A 24,811-nucleotide genomic window follows, 5' to 3' on the forward strand; every position below is an offset into this window, starting at 1 on the left:
TTTACTTACGTGCAATAAGCATAAATCTTGATGAATTTGTACGAATACCTCTGTCCGTTTGATTATGAGCTATAAACTGCTCTAGAACTTGGAAGTCGGCTTCGTCTTGACCGAAGTTAGGGATAATAGGAGTATGCTTTAATAGAAAAATTAAATCTTCCGCAGTCTCGTAATAATCAGTGGAGTTGTATTCAAACGATTGTATTTGACTGAAGCCAGCTTCGTTTAATTCAGCAATATATTGACCTTGTAATGTTCCTGCTTCAATACCTAAAGCTTGCCCTCTGCCAAATGCTTCTTTTAGATTTATTTTGTCGTCTTCGGCTACTTGTTGTGTGAAGAAAACACCATCATTCGCCAGTACCTTTGCTACTTCTTTGGAATTAAAACCAGAATGTCTGCATGAGACTATGTTGAAGAAGGTATTAGGAAAATCGAGATGCTCAGCATCCATATGCAGAAAGCGTACGTTAGCTTTGTCTGAGTGATTTAGATTGTTTAGTGCTGTATCAATCATTCCTTTAGAGTTATCAACACCAAGTAGAAGAAGTGCAGAGTCTGAGATGGACAAAACGGCTTCTCCGCCGCCAGTACCGATATCTAGCAAGAGGTCGGACTTTTTGCAACGCTTGACAACTTCATCGTAAAAATCCCATGCTACACCGTCGGTAACGCATTTCAATTTACTGAAATCCCATCCATTTTCTTTACCTACTGCATCATAAAAGGTTCTGTAATCTAGTTCATTCATAATGAGCGCCCCCTGTTATCTCGAATGATTTGGTATGTCGGCAAGTTTACTTTATTAGAAATAATATTGTCATTATATTTCTGTGAATTCGATATGCGCAAGAACTTTTTGTTAAATTTGGAATAACTAATCAAATTGTTAGGTGCCATGTGTGATGATCGGATTTTGGGGCAATGCTTAAAATGAACGAACATTTTCCTTGCCCGAAAGTAGGTCATCCATAATGATTGGAATACACCCTGTGCATCGTAGATTAGCGGAACTAGCACTAAGAGCGAAGCTGCTTGGAGACTTCAAGCTACTATCCCCCGTCGAGAAGCAAGAGTTGTCCCATTGTTTGTCGGTTAACCTTGAACTTGTACGAAAGCTGGATTCATTGAAATCTTTAGCTTTTATTGCTTATGATTGTGGTGACGTTTCTTGGCATCAAGATATATGTGCGGAGATTGAAGCGCTGGAGTCAAAGCTTCTATAATGCGTGGTTTATCTTTTCTTCGTGAAATTTGGTATGATAGTAGTGTTGGAATTGATAATCCACAACTAACTACTTTTCGAAGGAGAGAATCAGAATGTCATTTTTTAATCGAATGATGGCCAGTGTAGGAATTGGGGCTACGAAGGTAGATACGCTTCTTGAGAAAACGTCGTACTATCCCGGTGAGGATATTCGGGGAATCGTCCGAATTCAAGGCGGGCAAGTGGAACAACAAATCGAAGGTATCGATTTATCCATCATGACTTATTACATGCGAGAAATAAACGATAGCAAAGTACAACAAAACGTGGAGCTTGGCAAAATTCGTGTCGCGCCTCCTTTAACTGTAGCACCTAATGAGAAGAAGGAAATTGGTTTTTCATTCCGACTTGCTCCAAATACACCATTATCAATTGGTAGAACACCAGTATGGATTAAGACGACTGCAGACATTCGTTCTGCTATGGACCCGACGGACAATGACCGTATCGAAGTTCTTCCATCACAACCGATGAGTATTGTTTTGAATGCGATCGAATCACTTGGTTTCAGACTCAAACAAGCAGAGACGATTTATGCTCCTCGCTTAGGGGATTCTTCTCCATTTGTACAAGAGTTTGAATTTGTTCCTCAATCTGGCCCATACCGTGGTCGTTTAGATGAGCTTGAACTCGTATTCCTTCGTAATCGGATTACAGATCTTGAACTATTGCTTCAAATTGATCGTAAAGCTACTAGTCTATTCGGAGCGTTTGCCGAGGCGATGGATATGGATGAAAGCTTCGTAAGAGTGACTGTTTCACAATCGGATATCGAGCGTGGACCTCAGCATGTTGCAACACTCCTTCATAATGTCATTTCAAGATATGCATAATGCAATTATCCTAATCGGGCTGTCTTTTCGGTGCTTAATGACCGAATAAGGCAGTCCGTTTTTCTTGACATAGAAAGAGTGAATATGGTATATAAAAGGAAGTGTTAGCACTCTGGTAGAAAGAGTGCTAACGATTACCTGAGAAATTGTAGAACCTTATTTTGAAAGGAGCATTTATAATGGCAAAGAAGCAGTTTAAAGCAGAATCCAAACGATTGCTGGAAATGATGATTAATTCCATTTACACACAAAAGGAGATTTTCTTAAGGGAGCTTATCTCCAATGCCAGCGATGCGATAGACAAAATATATTATAAAGCGCTAACCGATGATAGCCTTGTTTTTAATAAAGAAGATTATTATGTAAAAGTGACAATTGATAAAGCGGACAGAACGTTAACGATAACAGATACAGGTATTGGTATGACGCAGGAGGAGCTTGAAAATAATCTTGGTGTTATTGCAAAGAGCGGCTCCTTGGCATTTAAGAAAGAAAATGAAGCTAAAGATGGCCATAACATTATTGGTCAATTCGGTGTGGGCTTCTATTCAGCATTTATGGTTGCTGATGAAATCGTCGTTACGACAAGAGCGCTTGGTAGCGAAGAAGCGTTTGTATGGACGTCTAAAGGCGCAGAAGGATACACAATCGTTACTGGTGAGAAAGAAAGCATTGGTACGGAGATCGTACTTAAGATTAAGGAAAATACAGAGGACGAGCAGTATGATGAATATTTGGAACAATATCGTCTACGTGCCATTATTAAAAAGTACTCTGACTTTATTCGTTATCCGATCAAGATGGATATGCAAAGCGAACGTCCGATTGAAGGTAATGAGGATGAGCTAGAACACTTTGTAGAAGAGCAAACGATTAATAGTATGGTTCCTATTTGGCGCAGAAATAAAAATGAGCTTACTGATGAAGATTATGCGGCATTTTATGAAGAGAAACGTTATGGCTTTGATAAGCCGCTGAAACATGTTCACATTAGTGCAGATGGTGCAGTCGTTTATAACGCGATTCTATACGTTCCAGAAAATACGCCATACGACTATTACACAAAAGAGTATGCCAAAGGGCTTGAATTGTACTCCAACGGCGTTCTTATTATGGACAAGTGTGGTGACCTTCTTCCCGACTACTTCAGCTTTGTGAAGGGTATGGTTGATTCTGAAGATCTTTCTCTAAATATTTCAAGAGAGCTACTTCAACATGATCGTCAGCTTAAACTCATTGCCAAAAATATTAAAAATAAAATCAAAAGTCTGCTTCAAAGCATGTTGAAGGATGACCGCGATAATTACGAGAAGTTCTATAAAGCATTTGGCCGCCAATTGAAGTTTGGTGTTTACAATGATTACGGTATGAATAAAGGCGATTTGCAGGATCTACTCCTCTTCTCCACATCGAAAGAAAAGAAGCTAGTTAGTCTGGATGAATACGTATCTCGTATGCCTGAGGATCAAAAGTATATTTATTATGCTTCTGGTGAGTCTATCGAACGTATCGAGAAGTTGCCTCAGATCGAAGTAGTACTTGATAAGGGCTATGAAGTTCTGTACCTCACGGACGATATTGATGAGTTCGCAATCAAGATTATTGCGAATTATAAAGAAAAAGAGTTTAAATCAATATCTAGTGGTGATCTTGGTTTTGAGTCAGAAGCTAAAGATGAAGCGACACCTGAGGAAGAAAACGATAATAAAGAGTTGTTCGAAGGAATGCTTACACTTCTTGAAGGTAAAATCAAATCAGTAAAAGCATCTAAACGACTTAAGAGCCATCCAGTGTGTTTGTCTGCAGAAGGAGATCTATCCATTGAGATGGAGAAGATTTTGAAGGCGATGCCTGATAGCGGTAATATGAAAGCTGATAAGGTGCTTGAAATAAACGTGAACCATGAAGTGTTTGCTTCATTAAAGAAAGCTCATGGAACAGATAAAGAGAAGTTTAACCTTTATACGCAGCTTCTTTACAACCAAGCTTTGTTAATCGAAGGATTGCCAATTCAAGATCCAGTAGAGTTTACAAATGATATTTGTAAAGTGATGGTCTAATCACTTAGCAGGGTATAGCAACACAATAAAGAGAGACCGTTTAGGCAACTTTGCTTAGACGGTCTCTTTTTGTAGCAAATTATCAATCACATTTCCTATTTATGCCCGAATACACGTACATCGATTGTATCTACGCGTCTGTTATTCTGACTGCGGCAATTCACATTTCTAGTAGCAAAAGCTCTAATATTCAGAAATCGGCCTGGGACAGTGTACGTGTTCGTAAATGATTCTCCGGGATTAAGTCTAATTCTATCCAATCTACCTACAGTACGACCATGCTCTGTGATGAGTAACGAAATAATAACATCAGAAACGGAAGTAGAACGATTGTCTGCGACTACACGAATCGTTTCGAACTTACGCACATCTATACCTCTGTTCCGACGACGGTTCTGTTCGTTATTCTCTTGTTGATTTTCGTTATTCTCATTATTATTGTTTTGCGTAATTACTCTGCTAGTTCCTGGGCGAAGCGAAACGCCCTCACGTGGCGTTCTGAACAGCAATTTGTTCTTAGCCATTGTCATATCACCTTCTTCTGTAAAGTACTATATGCTATGAGAAAGTCATAGCTTTCGCTTGTACTTTTGACCAAAGGTGATTGTCTCGCTAGTATTAGCCTAATCAGTTATAGGGAAGTAATAACTTTGTCAATAATCCCATATTCTAATGCTTCTTCTGCACTCATGAAGAAATCTCGATCCATATCTCTTTCGATACGTTCTATCGGTTGACCAGTTCGGCCTGAGACAATTTGGTTCAGCTTCGCTCGCGAATTCAAAATTCGTTTGGCGCTAATTGCAATGTCGCTAGCTTGGCCGCGTGCGCCGCCATGAGGTTGATGAATCATAATCTCGCTATTAGGAAGTGCAAATCGTTTACCCTTCTCACCAGCGAGCAGTAACATGGCACCGAAGGAGGCAGCAAACCCTGTGCAGATCGTTTGTACATGAGGCTTTATATATTGCATCGTGTCGAATATGGCAAAACCAGCCGTTACTGAACCTCCTGGACTATTAATGTACATATGAATATCTTTATCAGGGTCATCAGCAGTTAAGAAGAGTAGTTGAGCTATAACGCTATTAGCCATTTGGTCTTCGATTTCAGATCCAATAAATATAATTCTGTCTTTCAGAAGTCTGGAATAAATATCGTAAGATCTTTCACCACGATTTGTTTGTTCAACAACATAAGGAATAGGTATGCTCATTTTAAAAACCTCCGTTTATTTCATTTTGCGTTACACTTGGAAGACGAATGAATGTATCCTTAGGGTACGAATAGGGAGAGAAAAAAGTGATATCGATCTCCGTATCTTATTGAACTTCTTAAACGTATACTTAATGAGAATACTGCTTGCCAAATGGAATCGACTGGTGAAGGAGGATTAAAGATGCGTGAGAAAAGTACACAATTCAATAATAGTAATATGAGGTCCGAAGCAGAGATCATTGGGTTACAAGGGGCCTTGTTTCGATACTGTTTAATGCTGACTGGCTCGAATGAAGATGCTGAAGATTTATCACAAGATACATGGATAAGAGCAATCAAAGGTCATGCGATTTGGAGTCATATTAATCCAGAGGCATATTTATTACGTATCGCTAAAAATAGATGGGTAGATATTTGTCGCAGGAATAAAATGCTGGATGAACGTCTGGCTAACATGAGTGTACAGGAAGAGCAACTACAAAATGGGGCTCTAGAAATCGAGACGATTTTCCAAAGTATTTTTCATCACCAGTCCCCAGTACAACGATCGGTCTTTGTCTTACGTGAAGTACTCGGTTATTCTATCGCAGAGACTTCGATATTGTTGGGTACTACAGAAGGGTCTGTGAAATCAGCTCTATTTAGAGCTCGACAAACACTTCGTGACGTAAGGTATGAGCTTGAGCAAGGAGAATCTGAACGGAATGAGGACATAGAGCAAAGAGAGTTATTACGGCAATTAGCCAATGCATATGTACAAGGAGATAATGAAACCTTAATTAGATTGCTGCAACAAGGTCAGAGTATTTCGGCATCTACAGTTACTGCTATAGGGTTTACATTAAAGTCCAATGACGTTCATAGGTTCAGTACGAATCAAACATTTTTATCAATGCAAATGGCAGTATAAAAATAGTAAACGTGTATATAAGACTAAAAACCCGTATCCAGTTCTTTGGTACGGGTTTTTGTGTTAATGGCATTACTAAATTGTATTTTTTATGAAATAAAAAGAAGGATTATGCAGTGAATTGTCGAATATTAGGAAAATAGTCTTATATCTAGTGTTTGGTGATATTAATACGCCAAATAAGGCGTTTTAATACATAGTAACTTAAAATTAGGAGGAAATATCGAAATGCAGATGAAAAAGTCAGTATTTATCGCATCACTATTAACATGTAGTTTAGTATTTGGTTCGATCGGAGCAGTAGCATCAACAGGTGTAGAAAAGATTAAAGCTTCACTGAATCACAACATTAAGTTTGTTCTTAATGGTGATAATTGGTCACCTAAGGATTCAAAAGGAAACAAGTTGTCTGCTCTAGTCTATGATGGTTCGACATATGTTCCTTTGAGAGCAATAGGAGAAGCACTTGACGCAGAAGTAGATTATGATGGTAAAACCTCGACAATTACGATTGATCAAGACGGCAGCACTAGCGGTATTCCTCACAATGATGATAATGACGACGATAGCGGCAGCCCAACAAAAGAGCCAGAAAAGACTGAAGACGATGAAGAGGATGAAGAGGAAAAAGAGACCGAGAAAGAAGAATCCAAACCAGCAAAACCTTCATCAGCAAAGGGTAAAACATTTGCAACAGCAATTCCGCTTGGGGAGTCAGTAACGTATACAGATCCTTATGACAACGGCAAAGGATTTAAAACGACAGCTACGTACACGGTTTCAGTAACTTCTGCTAAATCAATAACGCGTAGTCAAATTGAGGACTTGGGATTTCAAAAGCCTGAAGAAAATGCTCTTGTCGATTACAAATTGGTTAAGTTAAAAGTCACTTTGAAGAACGGTAAGTTTATTTCGGATGAAAAGGGGGACGACAAGTTTGAAGAAGTAAATCTTTCAACTTTCTTCGCTCCAAAAATTTGGGGTGTCCAAATTGCTGACGAAAACTTCATTGTTGGTGGACAGACATGGGGTTTCGACGGTGCTTTGGAAAAAGAAATTGATAAAGCTACTGATACTAAGAGAATCACGGTTGGAGAGTCTGGTAACTATACAGCAGAAGGTTTGGTTCTTCTTCCAATCATCAAAGGACAGAAAAACACTTTAGTTCTGCAAAAGAAACATTATGATACTAAAGAGTACGATAACTCTTTCTTCCATTTCAAACTTGAATAGTTATTAAAGAAAGCCGAATTAGCATTTGCTGCAACCCGAGAGTGAACACTTTGAAAAGTGTCCACTCTCGGTTTTTTTTATTTTTATCTGTCTTTCATTTATTTGCCGTACCGTTCCAGCCAGTCACGCTGCCACGCCTCAAAGGATTTGCCACTTACCTCTTGTAGTGTCTTTCCATCTAACGAGAACATACCTTCCGCATCGTTGTTGCTACTTTTGACTAAAACCGTTTCGAATCCACCGATCGACTTACCATCAGAGAGAAATACCGTGATGATAGCTTCTCCCTCAATAGCAAGGCTTCCAGTCGCCGTATATCGCTCGACCTCTATCGTTTTACCGATATAAACAGCTGGATCAACACCTTCAAGTAGTCCCCACTGAACCATGTCTGGCATACGGATCAGCATTTCCTCGTTTAATACGTATCGCACGACATCGTCTTGTTGTTTTATGATTGAGTAACCTTTACTTTCTAAGAAATGAACAGCTGCGGATGGTTCAGACTTTTCGTCTCCACCACATCCGGCAAGCATAATCAGAAAAACAAATACCAGCATCATATTTAATTGTTTCATTAGATTCGACTCCTTTCTCTCTTCTACTTTCCCACATCATACCGAACTAACATTTTCTCAAGCTTGAACTTTAGCATTGCTCGGAGTGCAGGAGGTTCTATAATTTCTGCATCTTCCCCGAAGCTGAGGATAACATGTATTAACCACCGATTCATCGCATATTCATCCACTTGCATTCGCAAGGTGAGCGAACCGTCTTCATGAAATTGCCTTTCCGCCATGTGGAATGAATCCAGCGCTCTTGCGAGCGAAGAAGGGGATATTCGGACTACTACTTGTTTAAGTAATCGTTCCGGGAATACTTGATCTGGAGGTTCCATCACATTTTTTTGATGATCGTTGTGGAAGTGTAGAGCTGTGGCGCGTAAATCTGTTACCCGGGATAGTTTAAATTCCCGATAGTCGTTTCGTGTTCTGCAATAAGCTTGAAGATACCATGACTCAAATTTATAAAGGAGCTTTAGAGGTTCGACGGATCGTTCCACACGCTCGTTTTTCGCATTAATATAGCAGAAGTGAACGATCGTTTGTGACTCAATTGCATCTCTTAGTAGTTGCAACGATTTACGGTAGACAGGACGACTACCTATATCCATAGATAAAGCTGCATTTTGCTCGCTGCCTTGAATCGTTTGTAATCTGCGGATCGTTTCTGTCGCTTTATCATCTTGAAAAACGGAGGAAATGGACTGTAACACGCTTACTAACGAACCAACGTCATAAGAGCCGAGCAAGCTTTTATCCATCTTGTATTCTTCTATAATTCCATATCCACCATTAACACCTTGATAAGATACTACTGGGATACCAGCCGCACAGATTGTCTCTATGTCCCTATAGATAGTCCTTTGAGAAACGCCATACTTTTCTGCAAGCTCCGATGCGGACAGGATTTCATTATTAAGCAACATATAGATCATGGAAATTAAGCGCTCAAGCTTCATTATTTTCACTCCATATAATAGGATGATAGGTTTATAAATCAAACACTTTCATTATATCATGGGCTGGCCATTTACGAGTTCAGTGCTTTCGAAATATCATTTATCCGTTACTTTTGTGTTCGACAAATTGTGATAAGTAGATGCACCTTCATACTCATGTAAACGCTTACCAAACAATCTAAAATAAATGTGAAAGATGGTTTGATCTTATCTGATGCCAAAAAAAAATGAAAAGAGGATGAGAATGAAAAAGACTTTTTTGTCATTAATCGTTGTAATCGCGTTATCTATCGGTGTTTTGTCTCCTAATACGGTTTCCGCATATGATTCTGAGCATACAGTCAGCTCAGGAACAACACAATTTCATTATAGTACGGTATATGGGACCAAATATCATAAATTTACAACTCATAAGTCCGGCGTCGTCTATTTCATGGCAAATAAAACGAATACGACTAACGTAAGCATCGGAATACAAGTATTAGATGAAAATTATAATGTGGTTAGAACAGGTGAAGGCAGTATTAACGTTTCTGCAAATCAAATTTATTATCTTAAAGTGTACATTTTACCTGGTGGTTCTGGATTGCCGCCAGCGTACGTCTATATGGGACATTATGTAGCTTAACTCACTATTGAAAAAAGTCACTGTGCAGTTGCCGATAGCAACAAACAGCGACTTTTTTTGAGTTAGCTAGATGCTTCATTCAGCGATAAAATTTCTCGAAGATCCTGTTCAGTAAGGGTGGATAATGATTCGCTTCCTGGTTGAATGATTTCGTCGATGAGGTTCTTTTTGCGTTCTTGCAGTGCATACATCTTGTCTTCAACTGTTCCTTGCGCGACTAATCGAATGACTTGCACAACTTTCCGCTGACCGATTCGGTGAGCACGATCCGCAGCTTGTTGCTCGACTGCCGGATTCCACCACAAATCATACAAAATGACTGTATCAGCTCCAGTGAGATTTAATCCAGTGCCACCAGCTTTGAGTGAGAGCAGGAATAGCTCGCGCTCTCCGTCATTAAATCGATTACATAACTCTACACGTTCTGAAGCGGGGGTACTTCCATCAAGATAGAAGTAAGGAACTCCTTGATAGCCTAACTCACGACCGATTAGCCCAAGCATCTCGGTGAACTGAGAAAAGATCAACATGCGTCTACCAGTGCTGCGGCATTCCTCGATAAGCTCAAACAGTTGCTCGAACTTGGCTGAGCTACCCTTATAGTCTTCAATGAAAAGGGAAGGATGGCAACAAAGCTGACGAAGCCGTGTTATACCTGCCAAAATTTTGATACGCTCCTTGCCGAAGTCACCGCTGTCCAAATGTTTCAATGAGTCTTCCTGCAACTTAGCCAAATAAGCTGCGTAAAGCTTCTTCTGATCATCCAGCAACTCTGATGGCTGCAACGTTTCAATTTTTTCAGGCAATTCCTTTAGTACATCCGACTTCAAACGTCGAAGCAAGAAAGGACGACTCCGCCTTGCGATCGTCTCCCTCGTTAGCTCGCCAAACGTTTTCCTATCTTGAAATAACTCAGGGAAAACGGCGCTAAAGATGGACCACAGCTCTTCAAGCCTATTTTCAATAGGAGTTCCTGTTAAAGCAAAGCGATATTGAGCATTAAGAGATCTTACAATTTGAGCAGTTTGAGTCGTATAGTTTTTAAACGCTTGAGCCTCATCCAAGATGAGAGTATGGAACGATTGAGTGGTGTAAGCTACAGCATCTTTCCTAAGCAGCGGATAGGAAGTGATAATAACATCAGGTGTGACGCCACTTAGTCCAGCAAGTACTTCGCCCCGCTCCCCCTTAACTCCATCAGCGATGACCGCTTTTATCTGGGGCGCGAACTTAGTAAGTTCATTGCGCCAGTTATACATGAGAGATGAAGGGGCAACAATTAAGGCAGGTATTCCTTGTTCTCTAATAGAAGGGAGAACAGATAACAGAAATGCGATACTTTGAATCGTTTTGCCAAGCCCCATATCGTCTGCGAGAATACCGCCAAATCGATAATAAGCAACAGTTTTCATCCACTGGTAGCCATGTTTTTGATAGTCCCGTAATACGGGTGCGAGACTTTCAGGTATAGGGAAATCAAGATTTTCTGGATTCCTCATATTATCTAGCAGCTCTCTAAGCGACTTGCTTAGTTTGACTGAACTGTTCTGCAGTGGCATATCTATGAGCGATAATGCTCGGAATGCAGGTAAGCGAATCGAATCGTCATGAAGAGCGAGATGGTGGAGACCAACCCCATTCATCACACGAATAACGGCTTGGAATGCTGCTGTATCGAGTGGCATTAATGCACCATTCGGTAGTTTATAATATTGTCGTTTCTCATCAATAGCTTGAATTAACTTTTTAATTTCTTTGTCCGGAATACCATCCAATTCGAATTTAAACTCTAGCCAATCCGTCCGTTCATCCCATGTAATGGACATTTTGGGAGGGGCATGCTCGGTTACTAGACGCAGCTTAACTGCCGAAGTGGCGTAAATATCTAGAAGTTGTTCAAGCTCTGGGACAAGTTGATGAAGAAATTCATATTCAGCATCATCACTTTCAATGATATAGCCACCTTCTGTTTTTCCATAACTTTCATGCTCTAGCATAGCTAATATTTGTCGTTCCCTTTCACCATCACGCATTAGAATACGATCTGTTCCCCTATGCTTGTCCACTGCTTCCAGTGGATTGATGACGATATCGCCATATTGAAACTCCAACCCTGCAAGCAATCGATCCCGAACACGGTCCAAATACATTCTAGCTTTAAGTGGACGATAGAGAACTTGCTCTGATATCGACTCCGATATTTCCACAATGCCAAGTTTCATCAGACCTGGAATAACTCGCTCCATAAACGGTTCTATTTGGTTAGGCGAGATATAAAGAGAAGTGCGGTCACTTACTCCCAGCTCCCCTGCAAATAAATGTTTAAGCTTGGAGAACTGCTGGAGCATGCGATCTGTCACTCGATATAATTTTCCTTCTCTAAACGCCATGCCATAAGCATCGATAACGATAAGTTCATGTATGCCATGTGCTATAAGCACATATCCATTCCCTGAATGATCCTGATCGATAGAGAAACGAAGTGGTAGCTTTTCCTCGGTTAGTTGTAGTCCTTCAAAGCGCTGAGCAATATTACGACGATTGCGAAGTTCGTTTAGCACGATATTTACGTTTGGTGCATGCTGAAGATAAGGTAATAGTTCCTCCCATGCAAATGGGGGAATAAGCAAAAGTCTCTCATTATTTGCGGAACGTGCAGAATCAACGACACTCCGCAGCATCGTTTCTTTATAGGATTGCTCCTGCGAGCAGATCATTAATAACTTTTTGATTATAGTATCATCTTCTGGAGAGAATCGATGAAGAGCTGGATCATAAGCAAATAGCTTAGAGAAAGAGAATTCTTTGCCAAGCCGAATATGGTCAAGTACATCAATTATTTTCTGAACAATATATAATCGCTCAGTGCCGAGTTTAAGTTCAATTCCAATCTTGTGCTTGCGATAGCCATATGGGACAAGCTGGCATGAGAACTCCACTTGAAGTAGTTCTCGAGTATCTTGGAGAACTCCAGTACCAATTGGTCTTTTTGGCTTTTCGTAAAAGAGGTTCAGCATATCGTCAACGATTTGACCATTGGAGATGTTATCTTGTAGCTCGGTACCTAAATCAAAGCTATATGATTTTGTTGGTTTTTGATTGTGTCCATACTGTTGATTGTGTATATATAACAGGGCAGCTGCAACATGTTTGCAGTAATTGTTGTCTGTATAGAAAGCAAGACAAGAACATTCAGCGTCGACATCATTATTGCTATCAACTTCGATTTTGACATCGTAGTTTTTATTGCTAGCAATGATAGCGGAATAATGCTCCTGATCGTCGTCGCCTATTCGTTTACAAGTTACTTTACCGTCACGAAAATAAGCTTCACCACGTTCAAAGTTATCGGGTCCGCAGAGCAGCTTAATTATTCGCTCAGTTATTTGATATCCCATAGCATCGATGCTCCTTGCTGAAGAAACCCTTCAGTATCGGGTTAAAATTCGAGTATTCCTTTTATTATAATACAGTTTTAATGATCGTATAGGTTATTCCCTTTCGAATATCCAAAATAGAAAAGGAGCTAGTATATTGCCATTCACATTTGCTCATCCTCTATATGCAGCTCCACTCAAAGTAATTAAACCATCAATAATAAGTTTAACAGGTATTGTACTCGGAAGTATGTCACCAGACTTTGAATATTTTATAGCGCTAGAGCCGCACCAAACGATTGGGCATTCGACATTAGGTTTATTGTTGCAAGCAATACCGTTAAGTCTTTTATTTGCCTTCATCTTTCATTATTTATTAAAATCAGCAATCGCAGACAATCTTCCTGCAATTTGGAGTATCAGTGGAAGAGCGCAGGGGTTGATTCGTACTCATACTTGGAGAATGAATCGATTAAGCGATTGGATCGTGTTCGTCATATCTGTTGCAATAGGCTTTTATTCACACGTTCTATTAGACGGGTTCACCCACGTAACGGGCTATTTTGTCCAGCGTAATTCCTTTCTACAATATGAAATAATGGGTTATCCGGTATTCAAGTTTTTGCAGCACGGCCTGTCTTTGATTGGTTTGTCTCTACAGGGTATCTTCATTTTTGTTTTGTTCAAAAAGGTTAAGCCTATCTATCAAGCCAATGGGCCCTCAGCAATGAATAAATGGTTGTTTTGGATTATCGTATCAGTTGTTGCTGTCATTGTAGTCGCGCTAAAGTTTCTTTTGTCGAACAGTACAAACTACATTGGAATGGGCGTCGTTTCGATGCTGTCAGGAACTGTTTTAGGCATAATTGTCGCTTCGTTGATTTACCGTCTTCGTAACCAGAGTATCGTAGGCTCTACAAGGAATAGTTAACATCATATGGACGTCTATGAAGTTTGACTTCTAAAACTGTATAAAATATAATTACAGTAATTAGTTTTCAGAAATCATAGGGGGGAGATATCAATGTCCGTGGAACAACATTCCTATGTGCGACCGAATAAGAACCATTCTACCTTTGGTATTCCTTTATCTGTATTAGATGTTGCTCCAATTATTGAAGGTGGAACGATTGCAAACTCCTTGCGTAATACGCTTGATCTTGCTCAACATTCAGAACGATGGGGATATACGCGTTATTGGCTTGCAGAACATCATAACTCTCCAAGTATTGCAAGCTCAGCAACGTCCGTCGTTATTGGCCACGTAGCAGGCGGCACTTCGACTATTCGTGTCGGTGCTGGCGGTATTATGCTTCCGAACCATGCGCCACTAGTTATCGCGGAGCAATTCGGTACGCTAGATGCGCTCTATCCTGGTCGCATCGATTTGGGCCTTGGACGTGCGCCAGGCACAGATGGACTTACAGCAGCGGCTCTTCGTGGACAAAGGAGAGGGAACGGCGGTGATTTCCCTGAGCTATTGGATCAACTGCGTGCTTATTTAGATCCAACAAGAGCTGAAACGGCTATGGCAGTTCGTGCTTACCCAGGTGAGGGAGCGGATGTGCCGATCTGGCTGCTCGGATCTAGTGATTTTAGCGCTATGCTTGCTGCAGAACTTGGGTTGCCATTTGCATTCGCGGGGCACTTTTCCCCAACGTTTACGGTTCCGGCTATGAATCTGTATCGCAATAATTTTAAACCATCTGCTATGCTGGCTGAGCCGTACGCGATGGTTGCTGTCAACGTTGTAGCAGCTGAAACGGATGAAGAAGCTGCATTTTTAGCAACAACACTACAACAATATTTTCTAGGATTTATAAGGAATCGTCGTGCTCCATTGCCACCTCCTGTACGTAGTATGGATGGATTATGGACTGCACAAGAGAAGTATGCATTAGAGCAACAACTTGGTTCTTCCATTGCTGGAAGTCCAGCAACGGTAAAAACGAAGTTAGAGAAGTACATTGAGCTAACGGGTGCTAATGAAGTAATGATTGCCGCTCATATTTATGACCATACCGCTCGCCTACGTTCATACGAAATTATTGCCAATATTTAAAATAAGGCTATATAGAAATAGTCAATTGAATAGGATGGATAACGTCAATGTCAACACAGAATACAGGCAACAGCAGAATGATGCTGTTAATGGTGAATATGTTTATCGCCATGCTCGGAATAGGCTTAATAATACCTGTACTTCCTGAGTTTCTTCGGGAATTTGATGCAGGAGGCAAGACTGCAGGATATTTAATTGCTGCATTTGGTATTACGCAATTTGTATTTTCCCCTATTGCAGGAGATCTTTCGGACAAATATGGACGTAAACTAATGATCGTGCTTGGATTATCGCTGTTTACAGTCTCGAATACTATATTTGCACTAGCAGATCACGTGTCATGGCTCTATATTTCTCGTCTAATCGGTGGAATTGGTGCCGCGGCAATGATACCGTCTATGCTTGCTTATGTTGCAGATATAACGACAGAAGAAAATCGTGGTAAAGGTCTCGGAATGCTTGGAGCTGCGATGTCGCTTGGTTTCGTCGTTGGTCCTGGTGTAGGCGGATTACTCGCAGAACTTGGTGTTCGAGCACCATTTTATGTGTCGGCAGCAGTTGGTGCGTTAGCGGCAATTGGTTCACTGCTGTTTGTACCTGAGTCGTTGGCGCTAGAATCGAGAATGGCAGCTAGAGCGGTCAAGGAGAAGCGCGAAAATATCGTTAAGCAGTTTGCGAAGTCATTTAAGGCATCTTACTTTATACTGCTTGTCCTGATTTTCACATTAACATTTGGTCTCATTAATTTTGAAGCAATCTTCCCACTATTTGTTGATGCGAAGTTTGGTTATACAACACTTCAAATTTCTATTGTCATTACAGTTGGAGCATTAGCTGGCACAATCATTCAAGCTATGTTCATCGGGAAACTTATTAATAAGTTTGGCGAACAGAAGTTAATCAATTGGACGTTCCTACTATCCGCTGTATCACTGATCCTCATGTTGTTATCTGGAAACTTTATCTACGTGTTGATCTTAACGTCGTTCTTCTTTACATTGACAGCGATAATGAGACCGGCAATTAATACGTTGTTGTCCAAGTCGGCTGGCAACGAACAGGGTTTTGTAGCAGGTATGAATAATGCCTATATGAGTCTCGGAAATATTTTCGGTCCAGCTGTTGCGGGAACCTTGTATGATGTCGATATTAATGCACCTTATATTCTTGGAGCAGTAGTGCTCGCTTCGAGCCTATACTTGTCTATGAAAAAGTTAGGTCGAGTCAAAGCTGTCGCATAAGACGATTTCCCACTTACTTTAGAGATGAATTTAGATTGCGAAAAAGGACCTTATTCCCACTTAACGGCGGGTTATGGGGTCCTTTAGTTTATTTATGTGATGTCTGTGTAAACGTATATAAAGTAGCTCCTTTTACTTGTAGCCTCTATAATATAGCTTTACAATGTAAAGGAATAAATATTATAATTCCTATATGATAACTTGGTAATCTCCTAGTTGTTGCGTTCATTCCTCGTTTTCTATACTTTCTTCTGGCCTATGTCCACGTTGAAGTTCTCGAATGGAGTAACCAAAGTCCATCTGTAAATGAGGATAGTCTTTGAAGTTTTTCCAATCGCCACCCCAGCTAAATCCAAGCTGTTTGGCTACTTTAACAACTTCGATCCAGTCGGCCGAACCATTTTTGTTGCCATCGTATTCAAGATCCCAGATCACTTTGCCCTTCTTGGTCTTTAAAGCGAAGTCGATAGCTAATCCATAATTATGGTAAGACTCGCCACCTCGAACATGCGTAACGATGGGGCCTTCGGATTCTCTTCCTTTGTCATACAAGGCATTTTGCTCTTCATGACTACGGAAATCGTCGGTGATAAGAATCGAAATACCGAGCTTTTCGACTTCTGTAATAAGCTCTTCCTTTTTTAGTTGTACGATAGGATGAAGCTCAGTTATTTGTGGTGCATCCTTTTTTATAAAGGGAATAAGTCTTTCTAATTGCTCAGATCGATTACTCCATAAAGCCGTTACCAACAACAGAATAAAAAGCAATATGATCCAGTTGCGAATTTTTCTGCTTCTTGAAGTAGGTCTCTTATGAGGTAATCCGGCTGGTGGGCGTTGCTGGTGTAATGGTTGATAGTCAGCCATAATTATTCTCCTCATTCTTAAATATAGTAGTGCAGTACTGTTTCAATAGTAATGGACGATAGAAAGGAAAGCAATGAATTATATCTATCCAAGTTGTATGATGATGTAAGTTTTATTGACGCTGTATCAGTTTAGTTTTACACTGATGGATATAAGTGTAAGTTCGGTTGGTAGATTGTAATCGCATCATTTACCGGGAGGATGTCAGTTATGCATCACAGGGAGATTTATCTGAAAGGGATACATCATGTCTCGGCTATTACGGCAAATGGACTAGCTAACTTTGATTTTTATACAAAAGTGCTTGGACTTCGTCTGGTGAAAAAGACAGTTAATCAAGATGATACCTCTATGTATCATTTGTTTTACGGAGATGGGAAGGGCAATCCAGGTACGGAACTCACCTTTTTTGAAATTCCATCAGCAACGCAGAATCAAGAAGGTGTAGGCAGTATTTCTGCCCTATCTCTTCGAGTGAAGGATGATGAGGCTCTTACCTATTGGCAGGATAGATTGGCAGAATTTAAGGTGGAGCATGATGAAATTATCGTCCGTGCAGGGCGCAATACATTAGCTTTCAGGGATGGAGAAGGACAACGATTCATTCTTGTGTCTGATGAAGGCAATTGTGGTGTTGCAGCTGGAGAACCTTGGGATAAGAGCCCTGTCCCTTCTAAATATAGTATATTGGGTTTAGGTCCAGTCCAGTTAACTGTTCAAAATTATGAACCAACAGCGATGGTTTTAACGGGGCTACTCGGCTTCCGTGAGAAGGGGAAATATACTTCGACAATAAATGGCCAGCCGGATATTATCGTTTATGAAACGGGTGAAGGCGGTACGGGGGCAGAAGTACATATTGAGGAGCGGAATGATCTGCCTAGGGAAGTCCAAGGCTATGGTGGTGTTCATCATGTAGCATTCCGTGTGGAAAATGACGAGGAACTACGTGACTGGATTGAGCAAGTGAATAGAGTGCGTATGCCGAATTCGGGATTTGTCGATCGCTACTATTTCCGTTCCCTATATTTCCGTGAACCAAACGGCATATTACTTGAACTCGCAACGGACGGTCCTGGTTTTGATACAGATGAGGATATGGAGCATTTAGGAGAGAAGTTAGCACTGCCTGCTTTTCTGGAACCACATCGCATTCAGATTGAGTCAAGTTTGAGACCGATCTCAACATCCAACATATCATTATAATGATACTTGACCTTGAATAAAAAGATTTTAATACCTTATACTAGCAATAATTCTAACGATTGCAGGAGGGTCCCAGACCGATGAAGTAATCTCACGTTTTTTTCCTGAACAACTTGTCGATGTACAAGCGGCTTTCTCGTTAGTTACGGGAAACGGTCAGGGGATACGTGTGTCTAATGGGATGCCTGCATAACGGTTTAGATAAATGAGAGCAAGTTAGCTCCATTTATTTGACGCATCCTTTACGTATCCAGAGACCATGTGCCGTGTGCCATGGTTTTTTTCTTATTGTCCAAGAAGATACGGAGGATTGCACGATGATGATAATGAAAGTAACGAATCTTTCCAAGGAATGGGATGGAGAAACGTTATTCGATCATTTAAGTTTTGAAGTGAACGAAGGAGAACGGATTGCACTATTCGGACGTAATGGAGTAGGTAAGACGACACTACTCCATTGCTTGACTGGAAGAGTGGCCTATGATGGTGGAACTGTTCAGCAATTGTTGCCACTCGCAGACTGGGGCTGGATGGATCAACAAACGGAGCATGACTCAACATTGTCGTTATTTGAGTTTGTTCTTAGCGGCTCGTCACAATTATTTGTGCTCAAATGTAAATTAAATACGCTGCTGGTGCAGATGGAAGCAGGAGAAGTTTCAGATGAACTGATTAACGAATATAGCGAGCGATTTGATCAGTATACAGATTTGAATGGTTACGGGTGGGAGCGAAAGGCTGAAGTTTGTTTGCGTCAGCTCCAATTGCCAACTGAATTATGGGGTCATCCGTTCGAACAATTGAGCGGAGGGCAGAAGACGAAGGCGCAATTGGCATCGCTATTATTGAAGGAACCGAAGTTGCTATTGCTTGATGAGCCAACTAATCATCTGGATTCGGATGCGTTAAGATGGCTTGAAGACTGGGTTCGAACATATTCGGGCACGATCATATACGTTTCGCATGACCGTACATTTATCGACCATACAGCAACAGCCATTATAGAGCTTGATCGGAATGGTGCAAAACGTTATACAGGTGGCTATACAGATTATAGGAAACAGAAGGAACTGGAGCTTCGAACGGCTGAAGCGTTGTACAAGAAACAAGAGCAAGAACGTGAGAAGTTGCTTGAAAGTATACGCATGTACTCGCAATGGTTTCAACAAGCTCACAAAGCGGCTGGGCAAAATGATTTCTTGCGCTCAAAGTCTAAAAAGAACGTATCTAGGCAACATGCAAAAGAATCTGCTTTGCAGAGGTTGAATGACGATAGAGTGAAGAAACCGCGAGAAGCTGATGAGCTGCATATGAGGATCGAGGGCGAAACGTTTGAAGCTTCTACCTTACTCAGAATGGAACACGTTTATTTTTCATATGATCCGCAAAGTTCACCGATCTTAGATCGTGTTAATCTGACTGTAGGGAGGGGACAATGTATAGCAGTAATCGGTCCTAACGGTGTTGGTAAGTCAACATTAATGAAGGTTGCGATTGGTCAATTGGAGCCAACGAATGGCACCGTCATCCGTCACCCAGGGGTTCGTATCGGTTACTTTGAACAGGAGCTTGATCGCCTAGATGAAGAGACGACATTGCTGGATAGTTTACTTGAGTTACCAGGGATGACGCAATCCCATGCGAGAACAGTATTAGCTTGTTTTTTGTTCCGTAAGGAGGAAGTATTCAAGCGAATTGGAAACCTCAGTATGGGAGAGAAATGCAGAGTCGCATTTCTTCGCTTATTTTTCGGCAAATGTAATTTACTTGTACTCGATGAGCCGACCAACTATCTAGATGTTGCAACGAGGGAGCGGGTAGAGGAAGCGCTGGAGCATTATCCTGGAGCGATCTTGTTAGTTACTCATGATCGATATTTAACACGCAAGCTTGCTACTTCCTTGATGGTGATGGGAAGAGAGAGCGCGCCTGTTGTTTTCCCAGGTACGTATGACGAATATGAGTCTATGGAACGGACTAGACCAACTAGTATAGAAACGCAGCATCTAAATAACGAAAAGGAGTTGTTGCGTCTAAAGTTGGCACAGCTAATGAGTACGGAAGATGTGCAAGCGGTAGACGGACAACAACTATTGGAGCAAATTCGATCTATTCGTCAGCAGTTAGAAGTTCTTGAATCGACGTAGGAATTGTTGCTTATATTGACTACTCTTTGAGTAAATCATATAGATAGTCGACGGAACGCATCGCGTTTTCTTGTTTAACCACTTTCCCATTTTTAAAGACGATCAGACAAGGAACACTGGAAATACGCCATTGCTCGCGCAGACGAGGCGTGAAATTAATATTTGTTTTATAAATGGGATAGGCTACTCCTGTAACTTCAGTAATTTCTAGCATTCGTTCTGCGACCTTGCATGTGCCACACATCGGAGTAGTAAATAAAATAGCTGCTTTGCCAATGTCCGCTTCACTCAGCAGTAATAATTGGGCTTCATTAAGTTCTTGAAGGGGCATAGTACCGTTCCTTTCTAGGTGTAGATCACATTGATAAATTCGTTTTGTTTAATCATAACAAAAAATATTTTATTTTCGAATAAAAAAAGTGAAACCACATTCGAAACCATGACGTATTGTTCTTCAATACGACAAGTTCATAACACTTACACAACCAAATAATACTCCAAAGGGGAGTAGCTGTAACAATAAAGTCGTCATTCCGAGAATTATATTCTCCGGCTTTATTGGCAACGTCATTACGTTGTTGGCGAGACCTTTGTCTGATTAACCAATCGGGCAAGGGTCTTTTTGTGTGGCAGTAAGGTATGAGTGGGGTCAATAATCATTTCAATAGGGGGAACTAACATGGATTTTGCATTATTGTTGGAGTATGGATGGGTGCTTATAGTTCTTATCGCGCTAGAAGGTTTGCTAGCAGCGGATAACGCCCTAGTGTTAGCGATTATGGTAAAGCATCTACCAGACGAGCAAAGAAAGAGAGCATTATTTTATGGATTGGCAGGAGCGTTCGTTTTCCGATTTGCATCATTGTTCGCCATTTCATTCCTCGTAGGGGTATGGCAAGTACAAGCGATAGGTGCCCTGTATCTACTGTTCATTGCACTTAATCATATATTTAGAAAAGTTATGGTTAAGAAACAAGAAGATGATGCAAATAAAGACAAGAAGGATGCTAAAAAGAGCGGCTTCTGGATGACTGTATTTAAAGTTGAAGTAGCAGATGTAGCGTTTGCTGTAGATTCCATATTGGCAGCTGTTGCACTTGCAGTGGCACTTCCAAAAACGAACTTGCCACAGATCGGCGGAATGGACGGCGGACACTTTATCGTTATCTTCCTAGGTGGATTCGTTGGACTTATCATTATGCGTTTCGCTGCGACATTGTTCGTGAAGTTGCTTGAAGAAAGACCGAACCTTGAGATTGCTGCATTTGCGATTGTAGGTTGGGTAGGTGTTAAACTTGCGGTTTATACGTTGTCTCACCCGACACTAAACGTAATCTCATACGAGTTTGCGCATTCCAAAACATGGAAAATTTCGTTCTACGCTGTTCTTATTCTCATCGCTGTAGTTGGATGGTTCTTGTCCGGAAGTAAAGACAAGAAGACTGTAAAAGCTGTATAATAGAGAAACGTAAATGATTTTGGAGGAGATCTCTGTTGGCACAGCTTTATTACAAATATGGCACCATGAATAGCGGTAAATCGTTTGAAATTATTAAAGTAGCGTACAATTATGAAGAACAAGGAAAACCCGTTCTCATATACTCTCCGGCAGTTAGTGCAAGAGGTGGCGTGGATCGTGTAGGTTCACGGGTTGGGTTCGAGCGTCAAGCATATCCGGTTAGTGAAGAAACGGACTTGTTTGAAGATGTGAAAGGTCGCGTCGCAGAGCTCGGAGACAAAGGTGTTTATTGTATACTTATTGATGAAGCTCAATTCCTGAAGAAACATCATATTATTGAGTTGACCCGAGTTGTCGACGAGCTGAACATACCAGTAATGGCTTTTGGACTTAAAAATGATTTCCAAAATCAGTTGTTTGAAGGCAGTTATAACTTGCTCGTTCAAGCAGATAAGATTGAAGAAATTAAAACCATTTGCTGGTACTGTGATCGCAAAGCGACAATGGTTATCCGTTTCCGTGATGGGAAACCTGTTAACTCAGGTGAACAGATTCAAATCGGCGGCAATGAGGATTATAAACCGGTTTGTCGTGGATGTTATAATCGAGCTTTCCAAAATAACGAGGCTTAATACGTACATTTCACATGAAGGGCTGTTCGGAAGTAGTTCAAACTACTTGCGGACAGCCTATTCTTTTACGAGGTGAATAGCGGTGGCTATTAGTATTGGATTAGCGGGGTGGGGAGACCATGATGATCTCTATCCAAATGGAACGAAAGCTGGCAACAAACTGAATGTGTATGCTTCGCACTTTCCCGTTGTGGAAGTGGATAGCACCTTCTATGCGATACAGCCGCGTGATCGATTTGCAGCTTGGGTCGATGGGACACCGAATACGTTACGATTTGTTGTAAAAGCCTATCAAGGCATGACAGGCCATCAACGAGGGGCAGCGGGAACAAACGTGGATCATGGGGCTATGGCTGAAGCTTTCCGACATATGCTGGAACCTGCGATTGATAGCGGCAGATTAACTGCGGCGCTTTTCCAATACCCGCCTTGGTTTGATTGCAATAGCAAAAACGTTGCGATACTGCGAGAGATGAAACGTAGAATGAATGGCATCCCTTGTGCATTGGAGTTTAGACATCAGAGCTGGTTCGAAGATGGGATGCAGGAGCGGACGCTCGACTTTATGCAAGCGGAAGGCTGGATTCACAGTATATGTGATGAACCTCAAGCCGGAGTTGGTAGCATTCCTACCGTCTTACAAGCAACGGATGCTTCATTGTCTATCGTGAGGTTCCATGGACGTAATGTGTCAGGGTGGAATAATGGCGGTGGACCGAACTGGCGTGAAGTACGTTACCTCTATCGTTATTCAGAGGATGAGCTTAATGAGTGGGTGGAGAAGCTTGCTAAACTAGAGGAACAAAGCAAAGAGATTGCGATAATCTTTAACAATAATTCAGGCGGGGATGCCGCTACGAATGCGAAGCAATTAATGACGATGCTGGGACAGAAAAGGCCCGATGGGAGAGATCCATTGGAATCTCTGCCAGCCGAGCCGGAACAGCTAGAATTATTTTAGAATGAAGATTGTTGTATAGAGGTAGAAATCAATATTTGAGCTTAAGTAGACCACGTTCTTCTACAAATGTAGATGTGTTAAAGAGCATCAGCACGCTGTCGATGCCATTCTCTTCCATGTAGATACTAATATTACCATTATAGAAACGAATGTCGAGCATATGAATTTCTTCTACATGGTTCGTTAGAAACGGTAGCATGCTGTGGGCGTAAGAGTCTTTAATAATTAGAAGCTTATTTAGGTCGATCTTTTGTGGATCGATCTTATTTGTTAATTTAACTAGTGCGTGCACTCCACCTTGAAAATAAGAGTATTTATCTTTTTTGCGTAGGAAGCTATCGTCGTACAGACTAGTTACCGTTTCACCACTATCTGCGATAAACATTTCTGTTTCCACTTGGGTATGCGGCTCGTAAATTTGAATCGAATCTGGTTTCAACCCGCCAAATTGTCCTCTTGTATGGTAGCTGCCGAGAAAAGAATTCGTAACTGTACGGATGTTAAAATCTTCCTCAGACAATGGCTTCCAGCCCATTTCTTCTGCATACGCACGATAGCCCAGATAAGCACCATACGTTGTCCAGTGGTGATCTGTTCGGTAGAAAAGTGGTTTCTCATCGTTTGACGAAGCGGGATCAAGAAAATTGAATCCATTAATGAAAGACAAGTTATCACTGACTTGCCCCCCTATAAAATCATTCACTTTATTTTGCGGATAAGCATACGCAAGCCAAGGCAGACGCTCTGCATGTACACCGACAGAGTTAGGAGCTAGCAGAAATGTAGTGTTCGTGTCTGGATGATTAACAGTAAATTTGTTCACGGCGTCAACATATTTCTGAAGCTCTTCGTAATTTGGCTCTTGGAACTTTTCAAATAAATAGCCGTCGCTTCCTTTATAGATACCATTATTCTCCTTTTGTAGCCTGAGTTGTTCCATCATAGACTTAGATGCGACCCATTCGGTTCGGAAAGGGAAGTGGTCCGTAACAAAAGCCTCCGCATCATCGGAAAACTCCTTCGAAAAGATGCGCTCCCATGTTAGTTCAGGTACTTTTTGTAGATTTCGATTTTCCATTTCGGAGAACGTTTCTTTTGGCATGACAAAGAAAAGAAGAGACATGATGCCGAGTATGGAGAGAAATCCCCAGACATATAATCGATCGATTATTTTTTTCATAGTTGTAA

At 41.1% G+C, this 24,811-nt stretch carries 23 protein-coding genes; 14 read left to right on the forward strand and 9 right to left on the reverse strand.

The window, feature by feature from the left end:
* Position 1: 1 nt before the first annotated feature.
* On the reverse strand, positions 2-751 hold the full coding sequence (locus I6N90_RS14675; RefSeq protein ID WP_197936344.1) for a class I SAM-dependent methyltransferase: 750 nt from the start codon (positions 749-751) through the stop codon (positions 2-4).
* Positions 752-974: 223 nt separating this feature from the next.
* Here I6N90_RS14675 and I6N90_RS14680 point away from each other — a divergent pair, with 223 nt between their 5' ends.
* From I6N90_RS14680 to htpG, 3 genes are all read left to right on the forward strand, one after another.
* A complete protein-coding gene (locus I6N90_RS14680; RefSeq protein WP_197936345.1) occupies positions 975-1,226 on the forward strand; it encodes a DUF7667 family protein in 252 nt (83 codons plus the stop codon).
* A gap of 94 nt (positions 1,227-1,320) precedes the next feature.
* Entirely contained in the window at positions 1,321-2,100 is a 780-nt protein-coding gene (locus I6N90_RS14685; protein ID WP_197936346.1) for a sporulation protein, read from the forward strand.
* 179 nt (positions 2,101-2,279) lie between these two features.
* A complete protein-coding gene (htpG, locus tag I6N90_RS14690; RefSeq protein WP_197936347.1) occupies positions 2,280-4,160 on the forward strand; it encodes a molecular chaperone HtpG in 1,881 nt (626 codons plus the stop codon).
* Positions 4,161-4,255: 95 nt separating this feature from the next.
* Here htpG and I6N90_RS14695 read toward each other — a convergent pair whose 3' ends face one another.
* Together I6N90_RS14695 and clpP are read right to left on the reverse strand one after the other, a co-directional pair.
* A complete protein-coding gene (locus I6N90_RS14695) occupies positions 4,256-4,684 on the reverse strand; it encodes a hypothetical protein (protein ID WP_197936348.1) in 429 nt (142 codons plus the stop codon).
* 107 nt (positions 4,685-4,791) lie between these two features.
* Complete coding sequence (gene clpP, locus I6N90_RS14700; protein ID WP_197936349.1) at positions 4,792-5,376, reverse strand: ATP-dependent Clp endopeptidase proteolytic subunit ClpP; 585 nt, start codon at positions 5,374-5,376, stop codon at positions 4,792-4,794.
* Between the two features lie 183 nt (positions 5,377-5,559).
* On the opposite strand from clpP, the gene I6N90_RS14705 reads away from it, so the two are divergent.
* Together I6N90_RS14705 and I6N90_RS14710 are read left to right on the forward strand one after the other, a co-directional pair.
* Positions 5,560-6,288, forward strand: coding sequence for an RNA polymerase sigma factor (locus tag I6N90_RS14705; RefSeq protein ID WP_197936350.1), 729 nt, complete (start codon positions 5,560-5,562; stop codon positions 6,286-6,288).
* Between the two features lie 228 nt (positions 6,289-6,516).
* Positions 6,517-7,521: a stalk domain-containing protein gene (locus I6N90_RS14710; RefSeq protein WP_197936351.1), complete on the forward strand. Its 1,005-nt coding sequence runs from the start codon at positions 6,517-6,519 to the stop codon at positions 7,519-7,521.
* Positions 7,522-7,619: 98 nt separating this feature from the next.
* Here the strand turns inward: I6N90_RS14710 and I6N90_RS14715 are convergent, their stop codons facing one another.
* Positions 7,620-8,099: a hypothetical protein gene (locus tag I6N90_RS14715; protein WP_197936352.1), complete on the reverse strand. Its 480-nt coding sequence runs from the start codon at positions 8,097-8,099 to the stop codon at positions 7,620-7,622.
* Positions 8,100-8,122: 23 nt separating this feature from the next.
* On the reverse strand, positions 8,123-9,043 hold the full coding sequence (locus I6N90_RS14720; RefSeq protein WP_197936353.1) for a helix-turn-helix transcriptional regulator: 921 nt from the start codon (positions 9,041-9,043) through the stop codon (positions 8,123-8,125).
* Positions 9,044-9,287: 244 nt separating this feature from the next.
* Here I6N90_RS14720 and I6N90_RS14725 point away from each other — a divergent pair, with 244 nt between their 5' ends.
* On the forward strand, positions 9,288-9,671 hold the full coding sequence (locus I6N90_RS14725) for a hypothetical protein (RefSeq protein WP_197936354.1): 384 nt from the start codon (positions 9,288-9,290) through the stop codon (positions 9,669-9,671).
* A 62-nt stretch (positions 9,672-9,733) separates the two neighbouring features.
* Here the strand turns inward: I6N90_RS14725 and I6N90_RS14730 are convergent, their stop codons facing one another.
* Positions 9,734-13,069, reverse strand: a complete 3,336-nt coding sequence (locus tag I6N90_RS14730; protein ID WP_197936355.1) for a DEAD/DEAH box helicase — start codon at positions 13,067-13,069, stop codon at positions 9,734-9,736.
* A 136-nt stretch (positions 13,070-13,205) separates the two neighbouring features.
* Here I6N90_RS14730 and I6N90_RS14735 point away from each other — a divergent pair, with 136 nt between their 5' ends.
* The 3 genes from I6N90_RS14735 to I6N90_RS14745 all read left to right on the forward strand — a co-directional run bounded on the left by I6N90_RS14735 (position 13,206) and on the right by I6N90_RS14745 (position 16,351).
* Positions 13,206-13,979 carry a DUF4184 family protein gene (locus I6N90_RS14735; protein WP_197936356.1) on the forward strand — a complete coding sequence of 258 codons (774 nt, stop codon included), beginning with the start codon at positions 13,206-13,208 and terminating at the stop codon, positions 13,977-13,979.
* 93 nt (positions 13,980-14,072) lie between these two features.
* Positions 14,073-15,110: an LLM class flavin-dependent oxidoreductase gene (locus I6N90_RS14740; RefSeq protein WP_197936357.1), complete on the forward strand. Its 1,038-nt coding sequence runs from the start codon at positions 14,073-14,075 to the stop codon at positions 15,108-15,110.
* Between the two features lie 47 nt (positions 15,111-15,157).
* Positions 15,158-16,351, forward strand: coding sequence for an MFS transporter (locus tag I6N90_RS14745; protein WP_197936358.1), 1,194 nt, complete (start codon positions 15,158-15,160; stop codon positions 16,349-16,351).
* A 225-nt stretch (positions 16,352-16,576) separates the two neighbouring features.
* On the opposite strand, the gene I6N90_RS14750 is transcribed toward I6N90_RS14745, so the two are convergent.
* A complete protein-coding gene (locus I6N90_RS14750; protein WP_197936359.1) occupies positions 16,577-17,218 on the reverse strand; it encodes a M15 family metallopeptidase in 642 nt (213 codons plus the stop codon).
* Between the two features lie 225 nt (positions 17,219-17,443).
* Between I6N90_RS14750 and I6N90_RS14755 the strand changes: the two genes are divergently transcribed.
* Both I6N90_RS14755 and abc-f read left to right on the forward strand, forming a co-directional pair.
* On the forward strand, positions 17,444-18,424 hold the full coding sequence (locus tag I6N90_RS14755) for a ring-cleaving dioxygenase (protein WP_197936618.1): 981 nt from the start codon (positions 17,444-17,446) through the stop codon (positions 18,422-18,424).
* A 317-nt stretch (positions 18,425-18,741) separates the two neighbouring features.
* The gene (gene abc-f / locus I6N90_RS14760; RefSeq protein WP_197936360.1) at positions 18,742-20,571 is read left to right on the forward strand and encodes a ribosomal protection-like ABC-F family protein; all 1,830 of its coding nucleotides are present in this window, start codon (positions 18,742-18,744) and stop codon (positions 20,569-20,571) included.
* 19 nt (positions 20,572-20,590) lie between these two features.
* Here the strand turns inward: abc-f and I6N90_RS14765 are convergent, their stop codons facing one another.
* Positions 20,591-20,902, reverse strand: coding sequence for a thioredoxin family protein (locus tag I6N90_RS14765; RefSeq protein WP_197936361.1), 312 nt, complete (start codon positions 20,900-20,902; stop codon positions 20,591-20,593).
* 348 nt (positions 20,903-21,250) lie between these two features.
* Here I6N90_RS14765 and I6N90_RS14770 point away from each other — a divergent pair, with 348 nt between their 5' ends.
* From I6N90_RS14770 to I6N90_RS14780, 3 genes are all read left to right on the forward strand, one after another.
* On the forward strand, positions 21,251-22,030 hold the full coding sequence (locus I6N90_RS14770; protein WP_197936362.1) for a TerC family protein: 780 nt from the start codon (positions 21,251-21,253) through the stop codon (positions 22,028-22,030).
* 35 nt (positions 22,031-22,065) lie between these two features.
* Entirely contained in the window at positions 22,066-22,662 is a 597-nt protein-coding gene (locus I6N90_RS14775; protein WP_197936363.1) for a thymidine kinase, read from the forward strand.
* Between the two features lie 82 nt (positions 22,663-22,744).
* Complete coding sequence (locus I6N90_RS14780) at positions 22,745-23,623, forward strand: DUF72 domain-containing protein (RefSeq protein WP_197936364.1); 879 nt, start codon at positions 22,745-22,747, stop codon at positions 23,621-23,623.
* Positions 23,624-23,651: 28 nt separating this feature from the next.
* Here I6N90_RS14780 and I6N90_RS14785 read toward each other — a convergent pair whose 3' ends face one another.
* Positions 23,652-24,803: a DHHW family protein gene (locus tag I6N90_RS14785; RefSeq protein ID WP_197936365.1), complete on the reverse strand. Its 1,152-nt coding sequence runs from the start codon at positions 24,801-24,803 to the stop codon at positions 23,652-23,654.
* Positions 24,804-24,811 lie beyond the last annotated feature (8 nt).

Origin of the sequence: Paenibacillus sp. GSMTC-2017 (genome assembly GCF_016019935.1) — a bacterium.
In the GTDB taxonomy this organism is placed as follows: Bacteria; Bacillota; Bacilli; order Paenibacillales; family Paenibacillaceae; genus Pristimantibacillus.

Coding starts and splice junctions, on each gene's coding strand:
- I6N90_RS14730 (WP_197936355.1), bottom strand. CDS start 13,069: ATGGGATATCAAATAACTGAGCGAATAATTAAGCTGCTCTGCGGACCC.
- clpP (WP_197936349.1), bottom strand. CDS start 5,376: ATGAGCATACCTATTCCTTATGTTGTTGAACAAACAAATCGTGGTGAA.
- I6N90_RS14765 (WP_197936361.1), bottom strand. CDS start 20,902: ATGCCCCTTCAAGAACTTAATGAAGCCCAATTATTACTGCTGAGTGAA.
- I6N90_RS14745 (WP_197936358.1), top strand. CDS start 15,158: ATGTCAACACAGAATACAGGCAACAGCAGAATGATGCTGTTAATGGTG.
- I6N90_RS14750 (WP_197936359.1), bottom strand. CDS start 17,218: ATGGCTGACTATCAACCATTACACCAGCAACGCCCACCAGCCGGATTA.
- I6N90_RS14710 (WP_197936351.1), top strand. CDS start 6,517: ATGCAGATGAAAAAGTCAGTATTTATCGCATCACTATTAACATGTAGT.
- I6N90_RS14770 (WP_197936362.1), top strand. CDS start 21,251: ATGGATTTTGCATTATTGTTGGAGTATGGATGGGTGCTTATAGTTCTT.
- I6N90_RS14675 (WP_197936344.1), bottom strand. CDS start 751: ATGAATGAACTAGATTACAGAACCTTTTATGATGCAGTAGGTAAAGAA.
- I6N90_RS14785 (WP_197936365.1), bottom strand. CDS start 24,803: ATGAAAAAAATAATCGATCGATTATATGTCTGGGGATTTCTCTCCATA.
- I6N90_RS14680 (WP_197936345.1), top strand. CDS start 975: ATGATTGGAATACACCCTGTGCATCGTAGATTAGCGGAACTAGCACTA.
- I6N90_RS14725 (WP_197936354.1), top strand. CDS start 9,288: ATGAAAAAGACTTTTTTGTCATTAATCGTTGTAATCGCGTTATCTATC.
- I6N90_RS14715 (WP_197936352.1), bottom strand. CDS start 8,099: ATGAAACAATTAAATATGATGCTGGTATTTGTTTTTCTGATTATGCTT.
- I6N90_RS14740 (WP_197936357.1), top strand. CDS start 14,073: ATGTCCGTGGAACAACATTCCTATGTGCGACCGAATAAGAACCATTCT.
- I6N90_RS14695 (WP_197936348.1), bottom strand. CDS start 4,684: ATGGCTAAGAACAAATTGCTGTTCAGAACGCCACGTGAGGGCGTTTCG.
- htpG (WP_197936347.1), top strand. CDS start 2,280: ATGGCAAAGAAGCAGTTTAAAGCAGAATCCAAACGATTGCTGGAAATG.
- I6N90_RS14685 (WP_197936346.1), top strand. CDS start 1,321: ATGTCATTTTTTAATCGAATGATGGCCAGTGTAGGAATTGGGGCTACG.
- I6N90_RS14705 (WP_197936350.1), top strand. CDS start 5,560: ATGCGTGAGAAAAGTACACAATTCAATAATAGTAATATGAGGTCCGAA.
- abc-f (WP_197936360.1), top strand. CDS start 18,742: ATGATGATAATGAAAGTAACGAATCTTTCCAAGGAATGGGATGGAGAA.
- I6N90_RS14720 (WP_197936353.1), bottom strand. CDS start 9,043: ATGAAGCTTGAGCGCTTAATTTCCATGATCTATATGTTGCTTAATAAT.